The sequence below is a fragment of the Amycolatopsis sp. NPDC004772 genome (assembly GCF_053601215.1).
The window spans coordinates 93045-110275 of the sequence record NZ_JBSGBK010000017.1 but is presented as its reverse complement, the minus strand read 5'-3'; the positions used below and the strand labels follow the sequence as shown (position 1 = coordinate 110275).

The following is a 17231-nucleotide window of genomic DNA, read 5'->3' as shown; positions in this document are numbered from 1 at the left end:
ATGTTGAGGTGGCAGCAAGCGGAGGGGAAGCGCCACGCGCTCAACGGGCCGTTCCCTCCGCGTCCGGATGAACAGTTCGTGGCTCTGTGCGGGCAAGAAGTGACCGTGGCGGTGAAGGACGTGCCGCAGCTCGGTGGTCATTGGTTCGACCCAACCTGTGCGGAATGCGAGGCGGCGTGGCTGGCGCGGTGCTGAACGACGCCGACCGGGACCGGCGGTTGCTGGAACGCCTCCGCGACCTGCACGCGTCGCTCGTCCCCGATGTGGCGTGGCTGGCCAGGACGGTCGGAGAGGAGGCACCGCGCCCCGACATCCTGCGCGATCTCGGGGAGCGGCTCGCCGATCTCGGCGCGGACCTGATCACCCGGGCCGACGAGATCGACGCCGACGTCCGGGCCGGCCTCCCGGACGACGGCTGGCTCCCCGAAGCGGGCGCACGGCGGCGCGAAGTGGCCGTCGCCCACCAGGTCGGCCCGCACCCCCTCCGGTGCGGGCCGATCTACCTGGCCGTCTGCGGCGCGGCCTGCTACCCCTTCTACGGGACGGACCCGGCCGGCCGGACAGCCCGGCACGAACGGTGCGAAAAGTGCCTCAGCTCGTGAGCAACGCCGCCAAACGAGCCCGGTAGCGCTGGGCGCGTGGGTCCGGGAACCGCTCGAACAGCGCGAGCGCCTCCCTGCGGCCGGCTTCGGCTTCGAGCCGTTCGCCGGACTCGGCGAGTGCGGCACCGAGATGGTCGAGAGCCAGCGCGAGCAGCCAGGTTTCGTGCAGCTCGCGCAAGACCGAGGCGGCTCGGCGACAGAACCGCACGGACTCTTCGGGCCGCCCCATCGCCTGGTACGCCACGCCCGTGGCGTCCAGGGCCTCGGCCTCCCGCGCACGGTCACCGAGCTGCCGTTGGAGCGCTGCCGAGCGCTGGAACGTCTCGAGGGCCTCGGCGGGCTGCCCGAGATCGACCTGAACGCGTCCCTGTTCGAGCAGCCAGAATGCCTCCCGCGCCGGGTTCTCCTCGGCGCGCGCGATGGCTACCGCGGCTCGGATGTACCCGTTCGCCTGTACGGGCCGGCGCAACCCGCGGTTCGCCCGGCTGAGCCCCCGCAGCGTGTCGCCTTCGCCGCTGCGGACCCCGAGCCGTTGGAACCGGGTCAGCGTGGCCGTCAGCACCTGTTCCGCCTGCTCGAACGATTCCAGTTCGAGATCGACGTTGGCGGCGTTGTTGGTGGCGACGGCCAGCCAGTACGGTTCTCCGAGGGTGTCGGCGAGCATCGCGGCCCGGCCGAACAGGTCGCGAGCCGCAGGCAGGTCACGCGCACGCAGCAGCGCGAGCCCGAGTGCGTTGGCCGACTTCAGTTCGCCGTGTGCGTCACCGAGCTCGCGGCGCAAGCTCAGCGCCGCCGACTGCAGCTCGATTCCGTGCTGCCGGTCGAAGTGCTGGGTGTGCGCTTTGCCCAGGCTTTCCAGCACTTCCGCTTCCGCAGCGCGGTTCCCGAGCCGGCGGACGGCCCGCAGCGCGGTGGTGCTCGTCTCGATCCAGTCGTCGAAGTGGTTGTGGTCGGCGTAGATCGGGTACAGCGCGACCGGAAGCTGCCACGTGAGGTCGGGCTGGTCCAGGTCGTCGGCCGTGCGCACCGCGCGGACGAGCGTCTCGCGCTCTCGCCGGTACCAGGCGAGAGCGCTCGCCCGGTCGGCGAATTCCGGTGGGACGACCTCCGGGTCGAGAGCGGCCGGAGTCCACGGCAGCGCGCCGTTGCCGGCCCGCTCCCGCACGGCGAGAGCGCCGTGGAGGTACCACAGCAGCACCCGGCGTGCGGCGGTCAAGGCCGTGTCGGCGTCCTCTTCGGCGCGGACTTGGTCGCTCGCGTACATCCGGAGCAGGTCGTGGAACTCGTACCGATCGGCCCAAGGCTGCTCGAGCAGGTGCGCGCCGACCAGGCTGTCGAGGACGCGTCTGGTCCGCGCGGGGGACCGGCCGGTGAGCGCGGCCGCGGCGCCGAGCGAAAACGCCGTGCCGGGGTGCAGGCCGAGCAACCGGAACATCCGGCTCGCCTCGGCGGTCAGCGCGCGGTACGACCAAGCGAAAACGGTGCGGATCGCGTCGGACTCGTCGTCATCGTCGGCGGTCAGTTCGTCCCACAGCGCGGACTCGTCACGCAGCTCCGCGATGAGCTCCCGCAACGGCAGCCACGGCCGGTTGATCGCTCTCTCGGCGGCGATGCGCAGCGCCAGGGGAAGGCGTGCGCACAAGCCGGCCAGCTCGGCGATGTCCGCGGTGTCGTCCTGGTCGCGATGGCCGGATGTGATGCGCTGGATCAGTTCGGTCGCCTCGGCCTCCGTGAGAACCCGCAAGCTGAGCCGGTGGGCGCCGTCACGGGCCACGAGCCCGGTCAAGCTGCTCCGGCTCGTGACCAGTACGAGGCATTCGCCGTTGCCGGGCAGCAACGGCCGGACCTGGCCGACCGTTGCGGCGTTGTCCAGCACCACGAGAACGCGCCGCCCGGCCAGGAGCGACCGGAACTGCGCGCTCCGCGATTCGAGGTCGGCCGGCACCGCCGCGCCGGGCACGCCGAGTGCGTGGAGGAATCGCTCGAGCACCTCCTGCGGGGTGATCGGCGGGCCGGGATCGTAGCCGCGGAGGTTGACGTACAACTGGCCGTCGGGGAACCGGTCGCGGATCCGGTGGGCCCAGTGCACCGCCAGCGAAGTCTTGCCGACGCCTGCCGTGCCGACGACGACGATCGCCGCTCCGGAGGCGGCACCGTCGTCGATGAGCTCGTCGAGCCGAGCCAGGTCGTCGAGCCGGTTGACGAACCCGCGGACGTCGGCGGGCAGCTGCCGGGGAACGGGGCCGGGCGGCCCGGCGCCGGCCGCCGCCGGGTTCACGACGTCGGCGAAGGTCGGCGCCCGGCGACCTCCCTGGCGAAGAACGTGGCGAGGTCTTCACCGTCGTCGTAGAGGTGCCGGACGGTCGCCGTCCAGTGGTGGATCAGCCCAGCGTCCTCGGATTTGAGGGCGCCTTTCAGTTCGCCGTTCTCGGTGTACAGAACCTGGTAAATGACCTTCCGGCCGATGATGAACAGTTCCGGCAGGACCTCGTCCTCTTCGATATCCGCGACGGTGGCACCGCCGATCACCCGGATCTTTCCGCCCACCTGCCGCCGGACGTACAAGGAGTTCAGTTCCCAGAGCAAATACGGGCTGATCGGTTCCTCCACGACCCGGACGCGCCGCACTTCGAAACCGTGCCGGGCGATACGGGTTTCGTAGTCGGCGACTTTCTGCTTGCGTTCCTCCAGGAGCCGCAGAGCCTTGGGCCAATCGCCCGCGCTGAAGGCGTCCCAGCTGTCGTCGCCGCTCTCCACGAAGTGCTGTTGCCGCTCGAGTTTCCAGCACCCGCTGTCATCGGTGCGCCAGAAGTTTTCGGCGTGGTCGGCGAAGTACTCGTCGGGTGTCAACCGATCGCCCGGCAGGGTGACCAGAGGTCTATGCATCGGGGATGTCCCCCTTGGCCGAGCGCATCATGACGCCCGGGATGACGACCAGTCGTTCGTCCGCGCCGATGCTCACACCGTCGGGCAGCCGCGCCGCATAGCCCGACGTGAGGTCGCGGCCGATGATCGCCACGTCCCCGTTCGAAAGTTCCCAGATATCCGGGCAGCTGGGGTCGTTGTTCGTCCGGTCGAGTTCGATCGCGGACTTCCCGAGACGGCGTTTGAACGACGCGTTCGGATCGGCCTCCCACAGGCGTGGCATCACACGCCCCCTTCTTTTGCCGGGCGAACGGGAAATTACAGCATAGGGATCATCTTGGTGCACTGGCAATGAATGGGACGCGGTTTCAGAGTTTTGGCCAGGAAATGTCCCTCGTTCGGGCGGCTGGTGTCCCGGGGTGCGAACGCTGAGTAAGTGCGGCAGAGTGAGCGGAGAGGAGGCACGATGCCCGAGACGAACACGACGGCGACCGAGAAGTTCTTCCGCGTCGCGATCGCGATCAAGGGCCTCGACGGCGCGCTGCAGGTCGTCGGGGCCCTGATCCTGGCGTTCATCCCGGCCTCGACGGTCAGCGGGTTCACCCACGCGGTCATCACCCGCGACCTGCTGGGCGACCCCTCGGGCACCCTGGCCCGCCACCTGGAATCGGCGACGGAGAACTTCCTCCACGGCGACACGAAAACCTTCGCGGTCGCGTATCTGCTGGCCCACGGCTTGATCAAGCTCGGCCTGGTGTGGGCGTTGGCCCGCAAGATCGTCCGCGCGTATCCGGTGGCCGCGGTCATCTTGGCCGCATTCGTCGTGTACGAGGTCATCCGGGCGGTGCACACGCATTCGATCGCTTTGCCGTTCTTCGCCGCGCTCGACGTGGTGATCATCGTGCTGGTGCTGCGGGAGTACCGGCAGCTCAAGCGCGCTCAAAACCGCTGAGCGCCGCCTCCGGGCCGGCGGATCTCATTCAGCAGGCCACCCCGGCTCACGCGGCGACGGGAAATCGCACCGTCGTGCTGTCGACCTCCGACGGTTCGACGTAGAGGGCGGTCGCGTTGTCCGTGCCACCCCGGGCCAGCGCGGCTTCCACCAGCTCCGCCGCGCCCGTGCCCGGCTGGGCCAGCACCGCCCGGATGCCGCTGCCGGTCAGCGGCTTGTGGACGCCGTCGCTCGTCAGCAGCAGGCCCGCTCCCGGCGTCTCCGCCGTGCCGATCTCGTGGGCTTCCGCGGTGCGGACGCTCGTCGTCACGACGTGCTCCATCCTCGGCGTCACCGGCTGGTGGCGGGCGCGGAAGAACTCGGCGAGCGTGTGGTCGGTGGTCAAGCGGCTCAGCGTGGTGCCGTCCCAGGCGTACGCGCGGGCGTCGCCGACCCAGGCGATGCGGTAGCCGCCGTGCTCGGCCGGCATGGCGACCACCAGCACGGCGTCCCCGAGCGTCTGCTCGCGCACCGCGCGCTGGGCGGCCAGCACCGCCTCGACCGGTCCTTTGTGGACAGGTGTGCGCGCGGCGGCCGCGGCGGCGATGCGGGCGGCGCGCGCGGCGGCGGGATCATCCCCGACGCCGTCGGCGAGGGCGAATGCGATGCCGGGCCCGCCGGCCGCGGCGTACGCCCCGACGGCGTCGGCGTTGAGTGAGCGCGGCCCCTGCGCACTCGCGGTGTGCCAGCGTGGGTAACCCGGACGGGTGGTGATCATCGCGGCCTCCTCATCCCCTCTCACTCCATGATCCGCGCCCAACCTAAGGACCGGCTGAGACTTTCCGCGTATCTTGGGAAGGGGGTGGGGATGGAGTTCCGGATTCTCGGGCCGCTGGCGGTGTCGCGCGCCGACGGCCGCCCGGCCGCGCTCGGCGGCCGCAAGCCGCGGACGCTGCTGGCGGCGTTGCTGCTGGCCCGCGGCCGCGTGGTTCCCGACGAGCGGCTGATTTCGCTGCTGTGGGACGGCGAACGGCCGTCGACGGTCGACGCGCAGGTCTGCACGTACGTCTCCCGCCTGCGCAAAGCCCTCGGCCGCCCGGCGCGGCTGGTCCGCACCGGCGGCGGCTACCTGCTGACGCCGGGCGGAACCGTCGACGCCGAGGAGTTCTCGCGGCTGGCGTACCTGGGGCACGACGAGCTGCGCGCGGCCCGCCCGGCCCGGGCGGCCGGCCTGTTCCGCGCCGCCCTGGAGCTCTGGCGCGGTCCGGTGCTCGCCGACATCGCCGAACCGCTCCGCACCGGCGAGGCGGCGCGGTTCGACGAACTGCGGCTGGCGGCGCTGGAGGGCCGCATCGAAGCCGAAATCGCCTCGGGCGACCACTTGCGCGCGGTGCCCGACGCGACCGCGCTCGTCCTGGAACACCCGCTGCGGGAACGCGCCCGCGCCCTGTTGATGACGGCGCTCTGCGCGAGCGGACGGCCGGCGGACGCGGTGACGGTGTACCACCAGGGCCGCCGCCTCCTCGACGAGCGGCTCGGCGTCGGCCCGGGCCCCGCGCTGCGGGCGGCGTACCAGCGGGTGCTGGACGCTCAGGCGGGGTAGGGCGACGCCTGGAAGTCGCGGTCGAGCTGGGCCGGCGAGCGCGGCAGCCAGTGCCGCGCCAGCGCGCGGACCTGTTCGCGCGGAAGGCCCGGGTTGACGTGGCGGTGGTCGGGTTTCGCGATGGACTGCAGTGCCCAGGCGAAGCCGATCATCGGGTCGATCCGCACCCACCGGTGCCGGTCGATGCCGAGCACCGTCTGGGCGCGCAGGACCGCGTGCCAGAAGTGGTAGCTGCCCGGCGGGTTCCCGTTCATCGTGTGCACTTCCGACTCTTCCGGTGCCCGCCGAGGGTCGTAGAGGACGCCTTGGCCGAAGTCGGCGAACGCCTTGACGAGACCGGCTTCGTCGCCGCGGTAGAAGCGGTCGAAGTTGTCGAGCTGCAGGGTGGAGAGCGTCCTGAGCGCCGCTTCGACCGGCTTGGCGAATTCGGCGTAGTTCTTCGGGTAGGCCGGTTCGCGGCTCAGTTCGCGCCACTTCTCGTACAGCCCCTCCGGCGCGTGCGCCAGGAGGTGCTCGGAGAGCGCGGTGTAGGCGTCCGTGACGGCCTGGGACGGGTGGTAGAGCGCGATTTCGTCGAGCTGGTACCAGAGTTCGTTGGCCCGGCGGTCGCCGAGCATCCCGGGAACGGGCGGCAGCCCGGTATCGGCCAGCGCGGTACCGGTCGCGGCCGAGGCAAGAGCAACACCGGCCACGGCGGCGACCCCGCCTTTGAGCAGACTACGGCGATCCATGAGTACCCCCTCGGCGCGGCGACCCCCTGCCGCCGGTTGCCGCCAAGGTACGGAAGCTTTCTATACTTTCTCTGTACGATCGTTCCCGTGGACGACTACCGCGCGCTGGAGAACTTGATCTTTTCCTACGCTTCGCTGGTCGACGCGGGCGACTTCGCGGGGGTCGGCGAGCTCTTCGCCGTCGCAGCCTTCTTCGGCAGCGGCGGTGCGGCGCGGGGAGCAGCGGAGGTCGAGCGGATGCTGCGCGAGACGGTGATCGTGTACGAGGACGGGACGCCGAAGACGAAGCACGTGACGACGAACGCGGCCCTCGAGGTGATCGGCTCGAAAGCGTCCGGCCGCTCGTACTTCACGGTGCTGCAGGCGGTCCCCGGGTTCCCGCTGCAGACGATTGCGGCAGGCCGGTACCAGGACCGCTTCACGCGCAGTAACAGCGGCTGGCGCTTCACCGAACGCCGGGCGAGGGTGGACCTCGTCGGCGACGTCAGTCACCACCTGCGTTCGTGAACCTCTTGGCGACCGAGAGGAAGCGCTCAGTGTTCGTCAATCCTCCATTCGGACGGCTAATTCGGCAGTACGGCACTGTTTCGAACGACGAAGATGACGGACCGTCTGGCGCTCGTTGCCTGCGCGAGAATCATGGCTCCGGCGGGTAGGGTTGCTGCTCACCGTGTCGACCGAACAGGTGGGAGGCGGCCGCGCATGACTCTGGCTGGCGGAGGGTTCGACGGTTCGGTTGTCGGTGCTTTCTCGGACGTGGTGATCAATCTGGTCGCCGCCGGCATCGGCGGCGTCTCCGTGTGGCTGGGAACCAAAACCAGCAAGCGGTTGAGGCTGCTCCGGGCGCGAAGGTTTTGGAAGGCGATGGGCAGTCGCGAGCCCTTCATCGTGATGGGAGCGCCGGATTGGGAGCCGCTGAGCAGCTGGGAGAAGTCCGGCATGGTCGGCAAGGGCGACATGCTGGCTCTGGTGGAGATCGAAGCTCAGCTCCGCCAGCTGGGATTCGCCGGCAAGATCGTCGAGTCGAAAGAGCTGAATTCGCGCGAACTTCGCTCTGATCTCATACTGATCGGCGGCCCCGACGGGAACACAGCCACCAAGGAAATCATGGAAAGGCTCGACGGAGAGACTTCGTACGTCTTCGCGGGCGACGTTCCGGCCCTGCTGCACAAGGGATCCGAGGTCACGGCGGCACCGCAGTACAACAAGGCGGGTGATCCGACCAACGATTACGGATTGATCATCCGCGCGGCGAATCCGCTGGCTCCGGATACGGCCGAAGTCGTCATTCTGGCCGGGTGCTGGGGATTCGGCACCGCAGCGGCGGCGGAAAAGCTGAGCGACCGGAAATTCCTGCGCGATCAACGGAAGTTCAAGTACTTCGAAGCGCTGGTCGAGACGACGGTCGTTCGTGGTTCCCACTACAACACCCGGGTGCGGACGCTCCGTGAGTTGACGCCGCTGTCCGCGGAGTGATGCCCGGGCTTCCGTGAGAAGCCCGGGCACCGGATTGTCAGCTCTGCAGGTCGTACACCGTCTGGCCGTCCACCGTCGTGGCGGTGAAGTTCGCCGTCACCCACTCCGTGATCTCCGACGAGCCGCCGCCCGGGCCACCTCCGCGGCCGCCCTCGATGAAGTACTTGACTTCGCCCGCCGCGACGTACGCCTTGAACTCGTCCAGTGTCGGGGCCGGGTCCGAGCCGCTCCAGCCGCCGATGCCGATCACCGCCTTGCCGCTCGCCAGCTCCAGGGAGGCCGCGCTCTGCGAACCCGTGGTCGCCGCTGCCCACTTCGTCGTCGTCTGCGCCAGCAACGTCCCGATCGCGCTCGACGACTCGTCGAACCCGCCGCCGAAGCCGCCCATCGAACTCGACGTCGGCCCCGAAGTCGGGATGGACCCGCTGTGCGCCACCGAAGCCGTCTCGACGCCGTACGCCGCCGACGACACGCCGATCGTCAGGACCACCGCCGCCGCGATCACCGCGGCCGTGCGGCGAGCGCCCGGCACGCCCATCACCAGCACCGTGCCCACCAGCACCCCGAGCACCGCGATGATCCAGCGCAGCGCCGGGAACCACTCCGGCGTCCGGTCCAGCAGGATGAACGACCACACCGCCGTCGCCACGACCATCCCGGCCAGCGCCGCCCGCGGTGCCAGGTGTGCCCGGCCCCGCCACAGCGCACTGCCCGAAATCGCGACCAGCGCGGCGATCGCCGGGGCCAGCGCCACCGCGTAGTACGGGTGCACGGTGCCGCTCATGAAGCTGAACACCGCCGCCGTGACGACCAGCCAGCCGCCCCACAGCACCAGCGCCGCCCGGGTCCGGTCCGTCCGCGGCGCGCGCCGCGTGAACCACAGCCCGGCCACCAGGCCGATCAGCGCGGCCGGCAGCAGCCAGGAGATCTCCGTGCCGAAGCTGGCGCCGAACATCCGGAACAGGCCCGTCGACCCGCCGAACCCGGTGTTGCCGCCCATGCCGCCGCCGTTGCCTTCGCCGCCGAAGATGCGGCCCAAACCGTTGTAGCCCAACGCCAGTTCGAGCAGACTGTCCCCTTCGGACCCGCCGATGTACGGCCGCGACGCCGCCGGCCACAGGTCCACCAGCGCGATGTACCAGCCCGCCGACACGACCAGCGCGACGACCGCGCCGCCGAGGTGCAGCAGCCTCTTGCCCAGCGACGTCGGCGCCGCGAGCAGGTACGCCAGCCCGAACGCCGGCAGCACCAGGAACGCCTGCATCATCTTCGTCAGGAAGCCGAACCCGAGCGCGACACCGGCCAGCGCCAGCCACCGCGGGCTCGCCTTTTCCGTGGCGCGCACGACGAAGTAGGCGCCCGCCACCATCAGCAGCACCAGCAGCGCGTCCGGGTTGTTGAAGCGGAACATCAGCGCCGCGACCGGTGTCACCGCCAGCATCGCCCCGGCCATGAGCCCGGCGACCGGGCCGGACGTCCGTTTCACCGTCAGGTACAGGATCCCGACGGACGCGACACCCATCAGCGCCTGCGGGGCCAGCACGGTGAAGCTCGAGAACCCGAAGACCCGCGCGAACGCCGTGCCGGCCCAGAGCGCCGCGGGCGGCTTGTCGACGGTCAGGACGTTCCCCGAGTCGAGCGAGCCGAACAGCCACGCCTTCCAGCTCTGCGTGCCGGACTGGACGGCGGCGGCGTAGAACGAGTTGCCGTAGCCGGACGCGGTGAGGTTCCAGAAGTACAGCACCGCGGTCGCGGCCAGCAGCCCGAACACCGCCGGGCGGACCCAGCGCGGTGGTGCGTGCGCGGCGGACTCCTTGCGGTGCCGGGGTTCGGAAACCGGGGCGGGCAGGACGGCGGTCATCAGTACTCCTCCTGGGTGGTGGCCTGGCGGCGCGGGTGGAACACCCAGCCGCGCAGGAGCAGGAACCGGAGCACCGTGGCGGCGAGGTTCGCCAGCACCAGCACGGTGATCTCCAGGACCAGGCCGGGGGTGGTGGATCCGTTGAGCAGAGCGAGCGATCCGCTGGTGAGCGCGAGCCCGAGGCCGAAGACGAGCAGCCCTTCGAACTGGTGGCGCCCGGCGCCGGCCCGGCCGCGGATGCCGAACGTGAGCCGCCGGTTCAGCGCGGTGTTCCCGATCGCCGTCACCAGCAGCGAGGTGAAGTTCGCCGCCTGCGCGCCGACGACCGTGCGCAGCAGCAGGAACAGCACGAGGTAGGCGAGCGTGCTGCTGACGCCGATCGCGGCGAACCGCACCAGCTGCGTCACCAGCCGCGGCGGCACGCCCGGCGCGTCGACGCCGATCGGCTGCCGTCCGAGCTGCTCGCGCAGCCGGCTGACCGGGATCTCGCCGGTGAAGGTGGCCTTGGTGACGCGGGCGATGCCCTTGAGGTCTTCGGTGGCGGTGCGCACGATGTTGACCGACGAATCCGGATCGTCGACCCAGTCGACGGGCACCTCGTGGATCCGCAGCCCGGCGCGCTGGGCCAGAACGAGCAGCTCGGTGTCGAAGAACCAGCCGGTGTCCACGACGTGCGGCAGCAGCTCGCGGGCGACGTCGGCGCGGATGGCCTTGAAACCGCACTGCGCGTCGCTGAACTTCGCGGCGAGCGTCGAGCGGAGGATCAGGTTGTAGCACCGGGAAATGAACTCGCGCTTCGGCCCGCGCACCACTCGCGCCCCCCGGGCGAGCCTGCTGCCGATGGCGAGATCGGAGTGCCCGGACAGCAACGGCGCGACGAGCGGCCCGAGCGCGGCGAGATCGGTGGAAAGGTCGACGTCCATGTAGGCGAGCACGGCGGCGTCGGAGGCTTGCCAGACGGCGTTGAGCGCGCGGCCGCGGCCCTTCTCGTCGAGGTGGTGGACGGCCACCTCCGGGAACTCCCGGGCCAGTCGTTCGGCCACCTGCAGCGTCGCGTCGGTGCTCGCGTTGTCGGCGACGGTGATCCGGTACGGGTAGGAGACGTGCTCGGCCAGGTGCGCGTGCAGCCGCCGGATGCACGGTTCGAGGTCGGTCTCTTCGTTGTAGACCGGGATGACGACGTCGAGAACGGGCTGCGGGCCGGCCAGGTCGACCGGGCCGGTCCCGGGCCGCGATGCGGGGGCGGTGGCTGTCATGCCCTCACGATCGCGGCCGCCGCTTTGGTGATCGTGTGTTCTCTCTGTGCGGTTCCTGTGCGGTGCCCGGCTCGGCGGCCGGGCACCGGCGGGCTCAGCTGTGCGCCCGCAGCGGCACCACGTTGCTCGGCAGCGAAGCACGGCTCGGCTCGCGCCGCGGGGCCGTCGGGCTGATCGTCAGCGTCACCAGGCTCGCGTACCTCGGGTGGCGGTCGACGTACACCTCCGGCACCGCGCACGCCGCCGCGAGGACCGTGCGGTGGCGGTGCAGGTGCTCGAACGCCTCGCGCCCGTACAGCGACACCACGATGTCGCCGCCGCGGGGACGGCTCCACAGGATGGCCGGCAGGCGGCCGCCGGGGAGGCGCAGGTGAGGGAACACCGCCCGGAGCCGGTGCTGCAGGCGGATCGCGTGGATCCGGGCCTGCACCTGGCGGCGGCGCAGCACCGCCACGCCGAGCGCGGTGGCGAGGACCGCCGACGCCCACAGCGGGCCGGCCCACAGCGCGAAGCTCACCACGGCGTAGGGGAGCAGTGTCACGGCCAGGATTTCCCACCGCCAGTGGTAGATCCGCAGTGGGAAGGTCGGAGTCGAGCGGGTCATTTCCGTGCTCCTTTCGGTGGAACGGCGGCCGAGGGAGCCGCCGAGGTGGCGCAGGAGACGTCCGGCACCGGCGGCCAGCACGAGGGCGGCGACGATGACCGGCCCGGACGTCATGTCGGGATCCGGGTCTTGGGGGCGGGCTCGGGTTTGACGTCGCGGTCGCGGCCCAGCTGCCAGGTCCACCGCCAGCCGGCCCAGATGGCGACGGCGGAGCCGAGCAGGACGAGGACGAAGGCCTGCCCCACCAGCCCGTCGAGCGGGGCGAGCCGCAGCAGCACCAGCAGCGCCCACACCTGGGACGCGGTGAAGGGGATGACGAGACCGGCCGCGTAGACCCCACGGCGCCAGCGGCTGCGGCGCGGTGGGGTGGTGAATGGGTCCATGAAAGCCCTCCTCTGCCCGTGGATCCAGGAAACCTCCGGCCCGCCGAGTCCTCTGTGTCAGCTGACACAGAGCGCGGGATTCAGCTCGCCAGTCGTCGAAGTTCGGCCATGCGGTGGATCGTCACCGGTGCCGAGCACTCTTCGAACGGAGCGAACCGGCGGGGTCGGTGATACGTAGGTAGGGGGTATGTCCCTGCATCGTGACTGCGCCGGGGGTGAGACGCGGACTTCGCCGAGCCACCCGACCAGATTGGCGAGAGCAGGCGAGAGCGGCTGTCGGACACTCTCCGTTAGATGGCCGCCTCGCGTGGTCGTGGCTGCTCCGGCGAAAAGGTGGTCTGTCAGCTGCGGCCGTGACCCGTTTGGGCGAGTCGGTTCGAGTCGACACCAACAATGCGTCGCTGATGGGATAAGGTGCGCTCTGTGTCCACATATTGTCACCTCCCTACAGTCGCCTACCAAGGTAGGTAAGAGTGGTGCAGAATGCTTGCCTACATCTTATGTCGGCCGTGGCCCGGCCGAAAGGACTGAAGTGGTAACGGTGACCGTCAAACAGGTGGGTGCCGAGTTGCGACGGCTGCGCAAGGCCGCCGGGCAGACTCAGGAGGACGTCGCCCGGATCGTCGGCGTCAGCCGGGCCAACCTGACTCAGTGGGAGACCGGGCGCTACCTTCCGTCGGTGGAGAACGCCAGGCTGTTGGACGCTCACTTCGGAGCGGCGAATTCCCTGGTGGAGCTGGCCGAAGCGGCCCGGTCGCCCGCTCCGGCGGCCGGCGGAGTGTTGACCACGGGCGACTCCCTGCTCGAAGTCTTCCGGCGGGCCGGGGCTACCCTCGCCGGAGAGCTGATCCGCGACGAGAACGGTCGTGCGGTCGGCTGGCGGCACAACCTCCAGAAGGGGGGCGAGCACACGACGCTCGCCACTGCCTACGGTGTCAGCGCCATGGCGGTGTTGGGGGAGCCCTACATCGACCTACATACCGTCGTCGAGACGCTCTACGCCAAGAAGTCCGAGCTCGGCTGGCAAGGTCGGTCCGCGGGACGCCGCCCGGAGGTCACCGCGGCCGTCGTGGACGCGTTGTTCCAGGTGAGCACCATCCTGTCGACAGAAGAAGCGCTGGAACACCTCGAGCACTCGCTCGGCGACGACTACAGCCGGACCCGGCCGTTCCTGCTCGCCACGGCGTTGCGTACTTCGGCCCGGATCGGGCCGGACGTTCCGCTGACGCGCCGGCTCACCGACGACCTCCTCGCCGCCCGGCTCGACTTCGACGGCCTCCGGCTGTGGGGTGAGAAGAAGGAGCCAGGACTGGTGGCGCCCGAACCGACCACGGCGCACACCGCGAGGGCCGTAGTAGCCCTGCGGGAGCTCCTGCGGGCCGGTGAGGACCGCGCCGACGTCAGGGAAGCCGTCGAAATGGGCACGCAGTGGCTCGTCGACCGCACCCACCCGGACGACGGGATGATGGAAGATCTCGCTCTCCCGCAACCCGGGCAGCGAGCCATCCCGGTGAACATCAAGCACTTCACTTCCGCATGGGTCGTCCAGGCCCTGGCCGAGGCACCGAAGGTGCCGACGGTCCGGCTGAGCCGCGCGCTCGGTTCTCTGTGGGAACGCTACGAAGCCGGTCTCGGCCTGTGGGCCTGGGGCAGTGGCGACCTCCCCATCTGGATGACCCTCGACGCCGTCACCGCCCTGCGCGCGGCTGCGCTGGCCTTCGCGGCACCGCCGTTCCTTCCCCCGACAGCTGCAGAATAGAGACATCCCCGCACGATGAGCACGACATCCTCGTTCGTTGCCACCGACCACGCGTTCCCGCGGCAAATCGCGGAAGCCCTGCGTGGTGACGGTTCCCGGCCCGGTCTGGGCCGGCTCGAAGCGGCGGCCCGCCGCATCCGCACCGGCCGGCGCGGACTCGCCGCCTGGCTGCAGGACCTGCTCGCCGACCAGACGGCGGTCGCCGAGATCGCGAAACGCTCGTACTGGCATCCGAACGGTTTCGCGAAGATCGTTCTGCACACGAGCATCGACCCCGAGTTCCGGATCCGCCTTCACGTGTGGCCACGCGGCGAAACGCCTTCGCGCGGCGAGTCCAATCCGCACAGCCACCGCTGGGAGTTTGCGTCCTACGTGCTCACGGGCACGGGCATGCACATGGTCGAGTTCGCGGAGACCGCCGAGGGCGGTAAGCCGTACCGCCGATACCGCTACGGAACGGACCCGGCGGATCCGGCGGCTCTCGTCGCCGATGGCGACGTGCGCTTGCAACGCTGCGGGGTTCCACACGTGCAAGGCGGTGACGTGTACACCTGCAATACCTCGACCGTGCACACGGTTCGCCCGATCGATGCGGGGCTGACGGCGACAGTGGTGGTCCAAGGACCTCGGCGAACGCCCACGACGGTTGTCTACTGCGAACCGGGTGAAAGTGACGACCAGCCGAACATCGAGCTTACCGGCGCCGACTTCGTGGAACTCGTGAGCGAGTTACTACCAACCCTCGACAGCGAGGTCGCACGATGACGTCCGTGGAGCTGAAAGTCCAGGTCGACGAGGCCGTGCAACGTGGCGTGCTGACCGACCGGGTCATCCGGCGGGCCCTCGTGACCGGCGAGCTGCAGGTGGAGCCGTTCGACAGCGCGCTCGTGCGTCCGGCCGCGCTCAGCCTTCGCCTCGGGCATGAGGCGTTCACCCTGGTGACGACTGGGCCGGTCGACGTCGCGGACCGCTCGACGCACCCCGAACTGGTTCCGAAGGAGCTGGACGGCAAAGGCCGCCTGGCGATCGAGCCCGGCGAGGTGGTGCTCGCGCCGACCCTGGAGAAGATCGGTCTGTCCGAGCACCTGGTGGGCCTGGTCGACGGGACGAGCGACTACGCGCGGCTCGGGATCAGCGTGGTCTTGTGCGGTCAGGTCAGCCCCGGTTTCGGGCGGGACACCGGTGCTGTGCTCACCCTGGAGATCGTCAACCATCTCCGGCACCCTGTGCTGTTGTATCCAGGCGCCCGGATCTGCAACTTGATGCTGTTCGCTTCGAGCGGAAGCGAACTGCCGTACGGCGCAATGCCGCACAACTACTCGAGCGACCACGCGGTGGTCGCTTCGCGATTGGCGGATCATGTCCGACACGACTGAGCTGCGCCTCGGCGATCTGGGAGAGCGCGGTATCCAGGAGAAGGTCTTCCAACCGCGGTACGGCGCCATGGAAGGGTTCGGCGACGACAGTGCGTTGCTGGGCGCGGTGGGTGTGCCGAGCGAGCTGGTCGCCACCACCGACAGCTGCCCGACGCCGCTGGTCAACCTGCTGCGCGAGCCGGATCTCTACCACGCGGGCTGGCTGCTGGCGACGATCAACCTGTCCGACCTGGCCGCGGCAGGTGCCGAGCCGCTCGGGCTGGTCGTCAATTACACCCTGCCCAAGAGGACGACGGTAGCGGAGTTCGAGCGCCTCCTGGACGGAGTCGACGACTGCTGCGCGGCGCACGGAACCAAGGTCGCGGGCGGCGACATCCGCGACGGCGAGGTCGTCCAGCTCACGGCGACGGCCATCGGCCGGTGTGCGCCGGGCAGCAGGCTCAGGAGGTCCGGGGCCCGGCCCGGCGACCGGCTGATCCTGGTCGGTCACCCCGGCTACCTCTGGGGCGCGGCCTTGCTGGAGACGGGCCAGGCAACGCTCCCGGAACCGGACCAGAACGAGATCTGGCACCGAGCCTGCCGACCGACGGCCCAGCTGAAAGCGGGCCGGCTCCTGGCCGCAACCGGCCTCGCCCGCGCGGCAATGGACGTCTCGGACGGCTTGTTCGCCACCGTCCGAACACTGTGCGAGGCGAACGGCCTCGGCGCTTCGGTCACGGGGGAGTTCGAGCTGGATGAGCGGCTGGTCTCGGTGGCCGAGCAGAGCGGCCTGCGACCGTTCGACCTGGCTCAGACGTGGGGGGACTGGGGTCTGGTGGTGGTGGCCCGGGCCGAGGACGTCGGACTGGTGACGAAGGCGTTGCGGGAAGAAGGCGTTGCGGCACAGGAGATCGGGACGTTCACCACGGACGGGGAGCTGACGTCGGGAGTGGAGAAGGCGCCTTGGCGGGGCATCGCTCAGGAGCGGTTTTCGGCCACCTCGTGGCACGGTGGGGAATTGTCCACACTGGTCACCGAGGTCCTGGGGAGGCGCTGAAACCGGCTGATCGCATTGTCACAGACGTGCGGATCGGCGGCCGCGAGCATCAGTCGGGGAGATCCGCCGCGACGGCTTCCGGTGCGTGGAGCCACCCGCGGAGCCGCTGGGTGCCCACTTTGATCGGCACCGTCTGGAAGTACGTGGTGTGGTCGATCCCCGGGTAGCCGTGGCGGACGACCGAGCGGTGCATCTCCGGTGATAGGACGAGCACGAGCGGAGCGGCCGTGATACTCAGGTGCCGCCGGAGTTCCTTCGCGTCGACGAAGCGGCAGGCGATGTCGACGTCCTCGCCGTACGGACCGCGGCTGTCGTAGTGCACCTCGCCGGCGTGCACGGCGACCCGGAGCCGGAAGGCGAGCTCGGGGTGGCTGCCGGCGTGCTTGTCCAGCAGGTCGGCCAGGGTCGGGACGACGGTGGTGAGCAGCACCGGCTTCGGTGCCTGGTCGACCGGCCGGACCAGGCACAGCGCGCCGTCGCCCCGGTCGACGAAGCCGTCGCGGAACTTCTTGGTGATCCCGCCGGCCAGGAAGGCCTCGTCCAGCAGCTCGAACAGGACGGTGCGGAGCCGGGCCCTGGCGGGGTTGGTCCGCGTCGTCGAGCCTTCGATGTCGACCGCCACCATGGCCCGGTGGAGGGGGACGTGGTGCGCTGGAGTACCCATGGCCTGCTCCCGCCTTCAGGTCAAAACTGAAGTTCAGTCAAGGAGACTGTAGGACGAGGACCAGTCGGAGCAACCGAGTTGCCG

The 17231-nt window shown here is 70.0% G+C and carries 20 protein-coding genes; 10 read left to right on the top strand and 10 right to left on the bottom strand.

The window, feature by feature from the left end:
- Complete coding sequence (locus tag ACWEF6_RS14085) at positions 1-195, top strand: zinc finger protein (protein ID WP_310972237.1); 195 nt, start codon at positions 1-3, stop codon at positions 193-195.
- Entirely contained in the window at positions 165-602 is a 438-nt protein-coding gene (locus tag ACWEF6_RS14080) for a hypothetical protein (protein WP_449683278.1), read from the top strand. Before ACWEF6_RS14085 ends, ACWEF6_RS14080 begins: the two co-directional genes overlap by 31 nt.
- On the opposite strand, the gene ACWEF6_RS14075 is transcribed toward ACWEF6_RS14080, so the two are convergent.
- From ACWEF6_RS14075 to ACWEF6_RS14065, 3 genes are read right to left on the bottom strand one after another with little or no spacing between them, the layout of a single operon-like run.
- A complete protein-coding gene (locus ACWEF6_RS14075) occupies positions 592-2880 on the bottom strand; it encodes an ATP-binding protein (RefSeq protein WP_449683277.1) in 2289 nt (762 codons plus the stop codon). The two genes, ACWEF6_RS14080 and ACWEF6_RS14075, sit on opposite strands and share 11 nt — an antisense overlap.
- Positions 2877-3488, bottom strand: a complete 612-nt coding sequence (locus ACWEF6_RS14070; RefSeq protein ID WP_449683276.1) for a DUF6879 family protein — start codon at positions 3486-3488, stop codon at positions 2877-2879. Before ACWEF6_RS14070 ends, ACWEF6_RS14075 begins: the two co-directional genes overlap by 4 nt.
- Positions 3481-3750 (bottom strand): hypothetical protein, encoded by a 270-nt coding sequence (locus tag ACWEF6_RS14065; protein WP_449683275.1) that lies wholly within the window; start codon positions 3748-3750, stop codon positions 3481-3483. The genes ACWEF6_RS14070 and ACWEF6_RS14065 overlap by 8 nt, the downstream gene beginning before the upstream one ends.
- Before the next feature lie 183 nt (positions 3751-3933).
- Between ACWEF6_RS14065 and ACWEF6_RS14060 the strand changes: the two genes are divergently transcribed.
- A complete protein-coding gene (locus tag ACWEF6_RS14060; RefSeq protein WP_449683274.1) occupies positions 3934-4419 on the top strand; it encodes a DUF2127 domain-containing protein in 486 nt (161 codons plus the stop codon).
- 46 nt (positions 4420-4465) lie between these two features.
- Here ACWEF6_RS14060 and ACWEF6_RS14055 read toward each other — a convergent pair whose 3' ends face one another.
- On the bottom strand, positions 4466-5176 hold the full coding sequence (locus ACWEF6_RS14055; protein WP_449683273.1) for a PP2C family protein-serine/threonine phosphatase: 711 nt from the start codon (positions 5174-5176) through the stop codon (positions 4466-4468).
- A gap of 90 nt (positions 5177-5266) precedes the next feature.
- Here ACWEF6_RS14055 and ACWEF6_RS14050 point away from each other — a divergent pair, with 90 nt between their 5' ends.
- Positions 5267-6001 carry an AfsR/SARP family transcriptional regulator gene (locus ACWEF6_RS14050; protein WP_449683272.1) on the top strand — a complete coding sequence of 245 codons (735 nt, stop codon included), beginning with the start codon at positions 5267-5269 and terminating at the stop codon, positions 5999-6001.
- Here the strand turns inward: ACWEF6_RS14050 and ACWEF6_RS14045 are convergent.
- A complete protein-coding gene (locus tag ACWEF6_RS14045) occupies positions 5989-6732 on the bottom strand; it encodes a hypothetical protein (protein ID WP_449683271.1) in 744 nt (247 codons plus the stop codon). The two genes, ACWEF6_RS14050 and ACWEF6_RS14045, sit on opposite strands and share 13 nt — an antisense overlap.
- Before the next feature lie 87 nt (positions 6733-6819).
- Between ACWEF6_RS14045 and ACWEF6_RS14040 the strand changes: the two genes are divergently transcribed.
- Both ACWEF6_RS14040 and ACWEF6_RS14035 read left to right on the top strand, forming a co-directional pair.
- Complete coding sequence (locus ACWEF6_RS14040; RefSeq protein WP_449683270.1) at positions 6820-7239, top strand: nuclear transport factor 2 family protein; 420 nt, start codon at positions 6820-6822, stop codon at positions 7237-7239.
- Between the two features lie 195 nt (positions 7240-7434).
- The gene (locus ACWEF6_RS14035; RefSeq protein ID WP_449683269.1) at positions 7435-8208 is read left to right on the top strand and encodes a hypothetical protein; all 774 of its coding nucleotides are present in this window, start codon (positions 7435-7437) and stop codon (positions 8206-8208) included.
- Between the two features lie 37 nt (positions 8209-8245).
- Here the strand turns inward: ACWEF6_RS14035 and ACWEF6_RS14030 are convergent, their stop codons facing one another.
- From ACWEF6_RS14030 to ACWEF6_RS14015, 4 genes are all read right to left on the bottom strand, one after another.
- A complete protein-coding gene (locus tag ACWEF6_RS14030) occupies positions 8246-10069 on the bottom strand; it encodes an ArnT family glycosyltransferase (protein WP_449683268.1) in 1824 nt (607 codons plus the stop codon).
- A complete protein-coding gene (locus ACWEF6_RS14025; protein WP_449683267.1) occupies positions 10069-11325 on the bottom strand; it encodes a glycosyltransferase in 1257 nt (418 codons plus the stop codon). Before ACWEF6_RS14025 ends, ACWEF6_RS14030 begins: the two co-directional genes overlap by 1 nt.
- Positions 11326-11419: 94 nt before the next feature.
- Complete coding sequence (locus ACWEF6_RS14020) at positions 11420-12043, bottom strand: hypothetical protein (RefSeq protein WP_449683266.1); 624 nt, start codon at positions 12041-12043, stop codon at positions 11420-11422.
- A complete protein-coding gene (locus ACWEF6_RS14015; protein ID WP_449683265.1) occupies positions 12040-12312 on the bottom strand; it encodes a hypothetical protein in 273 nt (90 codons plus the stop codon). The genes ACWEF6_RS14020 and ACWEF6_RS14015 overlap by 4 nt, the downstream gene beginning before the upstream one ends.
- Before the next feature lie 541 nt (positions 12313-12853).
- Between ACWEF6_RS14015 and ACWEF6_RS14010 the strand changes: the two genes are divergently transcribed.
- From ACWEF6_RS14010 to ACWEF6_RS13995, 4 genes are read left to right on the top strand one after another with little or no spacing between them, the layout of a single operon-like run.
- Positions 12854-14071 (top strand): helix-turn-helix transcriptional regulator, encoded by a 1218-nt coding sequence (locus ACWEF6_RS14010; RefSeq protein ID WP_449683264.1) that lies wholly within the window; start codon positions 12854-12856, stop codon positions 14069-14071.
- A 15-nt stretch (positions 14072-14086) separates the two neighbouring features.
- A complete protein-coding gene (locus tag ACWEF6_RS14005) occupies positions 14087-14836 on the top strand; it encodes a hypothetical protein (protein WP_449683263.1) in 750 nt (249 codons plus the stop codon).
- Complete coding sequence (dcd, locus tag ACWEF6_RS14000; protein ID WP_449683262.1) at positions 14833-15447, top strand: dCTP deaminase; 615 nt, start codon at positions 14833-14835, stop codon at positions 15445-15447. The genes ACWEF6_RS14005 and dcd overlap by 4 nt, the downstream gene beginning before the upstream one ends.
- Positions 15431-16483 (top strand): thiamine-phosphate kinase, encoded by a 1053-nt coding sequence (locus ACWEF6_RS13995; protein ID WP_449683261.1) that lies wholly within the window; start codon positions 15431-15433, stop codon positions 16481-16483. The genes dcd and ACWEF6_RS13995 overlap by 17 nt, the downstream gene beginning before the upstream one ends.
- A 49-nt stretch (positions 16484-16532) precedes the next feature.
- Here the strand turns inward: ACWEF6_RS13995 and ACWEF6_RS13990 are convergent, their stop codons facing one another.
- A complete protein-coding gene (locus tag ACWEF6_RS13990; protein WP_449683260.1) occupies positions 16533-17147 on the bottom strand; it encodes a hypothetical protein in 615 nt (204 codons plus the stop codon).
- Positions 17148-17231 lie beyond the last annotated feature (84 nt).

What these genes read in the sequence shown, in the direction of transcription:
- ACWEF6_RS14085 (WP_310972237.1), top strand. Translation starts at nt 1, where the DNA reads ATGTTGAGGTGGCAGCAAGCGGAGGGGAAGCGCCACGCGCTCAACGGG.
- ACWEF6_RS14055 (WP_449683273.1), bottom strand. Translation starts at nt 5,176, where the DNA reads ATGATCACCACCCGTCCGGGTTACCCACGCTGGCACACCGCGAGTGCG.
- ACWEF6_RS14030 (WP_449683268.1), bottom strand. Translation starts at nt 10,069, where the DNA reads ATGACCGCCGTCCTGCCCGCCCCGGTTTCCGAACCCCGGCACCGCAAG.
- ACWEF6_RS13990 (WP_449683260.1), bottom strand. Translation starts at nt 17,147, where the DNA reads ATGGGTACTCCAGCGCACCACGTCCCCCTCCACCGGGCCATGGTGGCG.
- ACWEF6_RS14035 (WP_449683269.1), top strand. Translation starts at nt 7,435, where the DNA reads ATGACTCTGGCTGGCGGAGGGTTCGACGGTTCGGTTGTCGGTGCTTTC.
- ACWEF6_RS14070 (WP_449683276.1), bottom strand. Translation starts at nt 3,488, where the DNA reads ATGCATAGACCTCTGGTCACCCTGCCGGGCGATCGGTTGACACCCGAC.
- ACWEF6_RS14020 (WP_449683266.1), bottom strand. Translation starts at nt 12,043, where the DNA reads ATGACGTCCGGGCCGGTCATCGTCGCCGCCCTCGTGCTGGCCGCCGGT.
- ACWEF6_RS14050 (WP_449683272.1), top strand. Translation starts at nt 5,267, where the DNA reads ATGGAGTTCCGGATTCTCGGGCCGCTGGCGGTGTCGCGCGCCGACGGC.
- ACWEF6_RS14065 (WP_449683275.1), bottom strand. Translation starts at nt 3,750, where the DNA reads ATGCCACGCCTGTGGGAGGCCGATCCGAACGCGTCGTTCAAACGCCGT.
- ACWEF6_RS14080 (WP_449683278.1), top strand. Translation starts at nt 165, where the DNA reads ATGCGAGGCGGCGTGGCTGGCGCGGTGCTGAACGACGCCGACCGGGAC.
- ACWEF6_RS14045 (WP_449683271.1), bottom strand. Translation starts at nt 6,732, where the DNA reads ATGGATCGCCGTAGTCTGCTCAAAGGCGGGGTCGCCGCCGTGGCCGGT.
- ACWEF6_RS14060 (WP_449683274.1), top strand. Translation starts at nt 3,934, where the DNA reads ATGCCCGAGACGAACACGACGGCGACCGAGAAGTTCTTCCGCGTCGCG.
- ACWEF6_RS13995 (WP_449683261.1), top strand. Translation starts at nt 15,431, where the DNA reads ATGTCCGACACGACTGAGCTGCGCCTCGGCGATCTGGGAGAGCGCGGT.
- ACWEF6_RS14025 (WP_449683267.1), bottom strand. Translation starts at nt 11,325, where the DNA reads ATGACAGCCACCGCCCCCGCATCGCGGCCCGGGACCGGCCCGGTCGAC.
- ACWEF6_RS14015 (WP_449683265.1), bottom strand. Translation starts at nt 12,312, where the DNA reads ATGGACCCATTCACCACCCCACCGCGCCGCAGCCGCTGGCGCCGTGGG.
- ACWEF6_RS14005 (WP_449683263.1), top strand. Translation starts at nt 14,087, where the DNA reads ATGAGCACGACATCCTCGTTCGTTGCCACCGACCACGCGTTCCCGCGG.
- dcd (WP_449683262.1), top strand. Translation starts at nt 14,833, where the DNA reads ATGACGTCCGTGGAGCTGAAAGTCCAGGTCGACGAGGCCGTGCAACGT.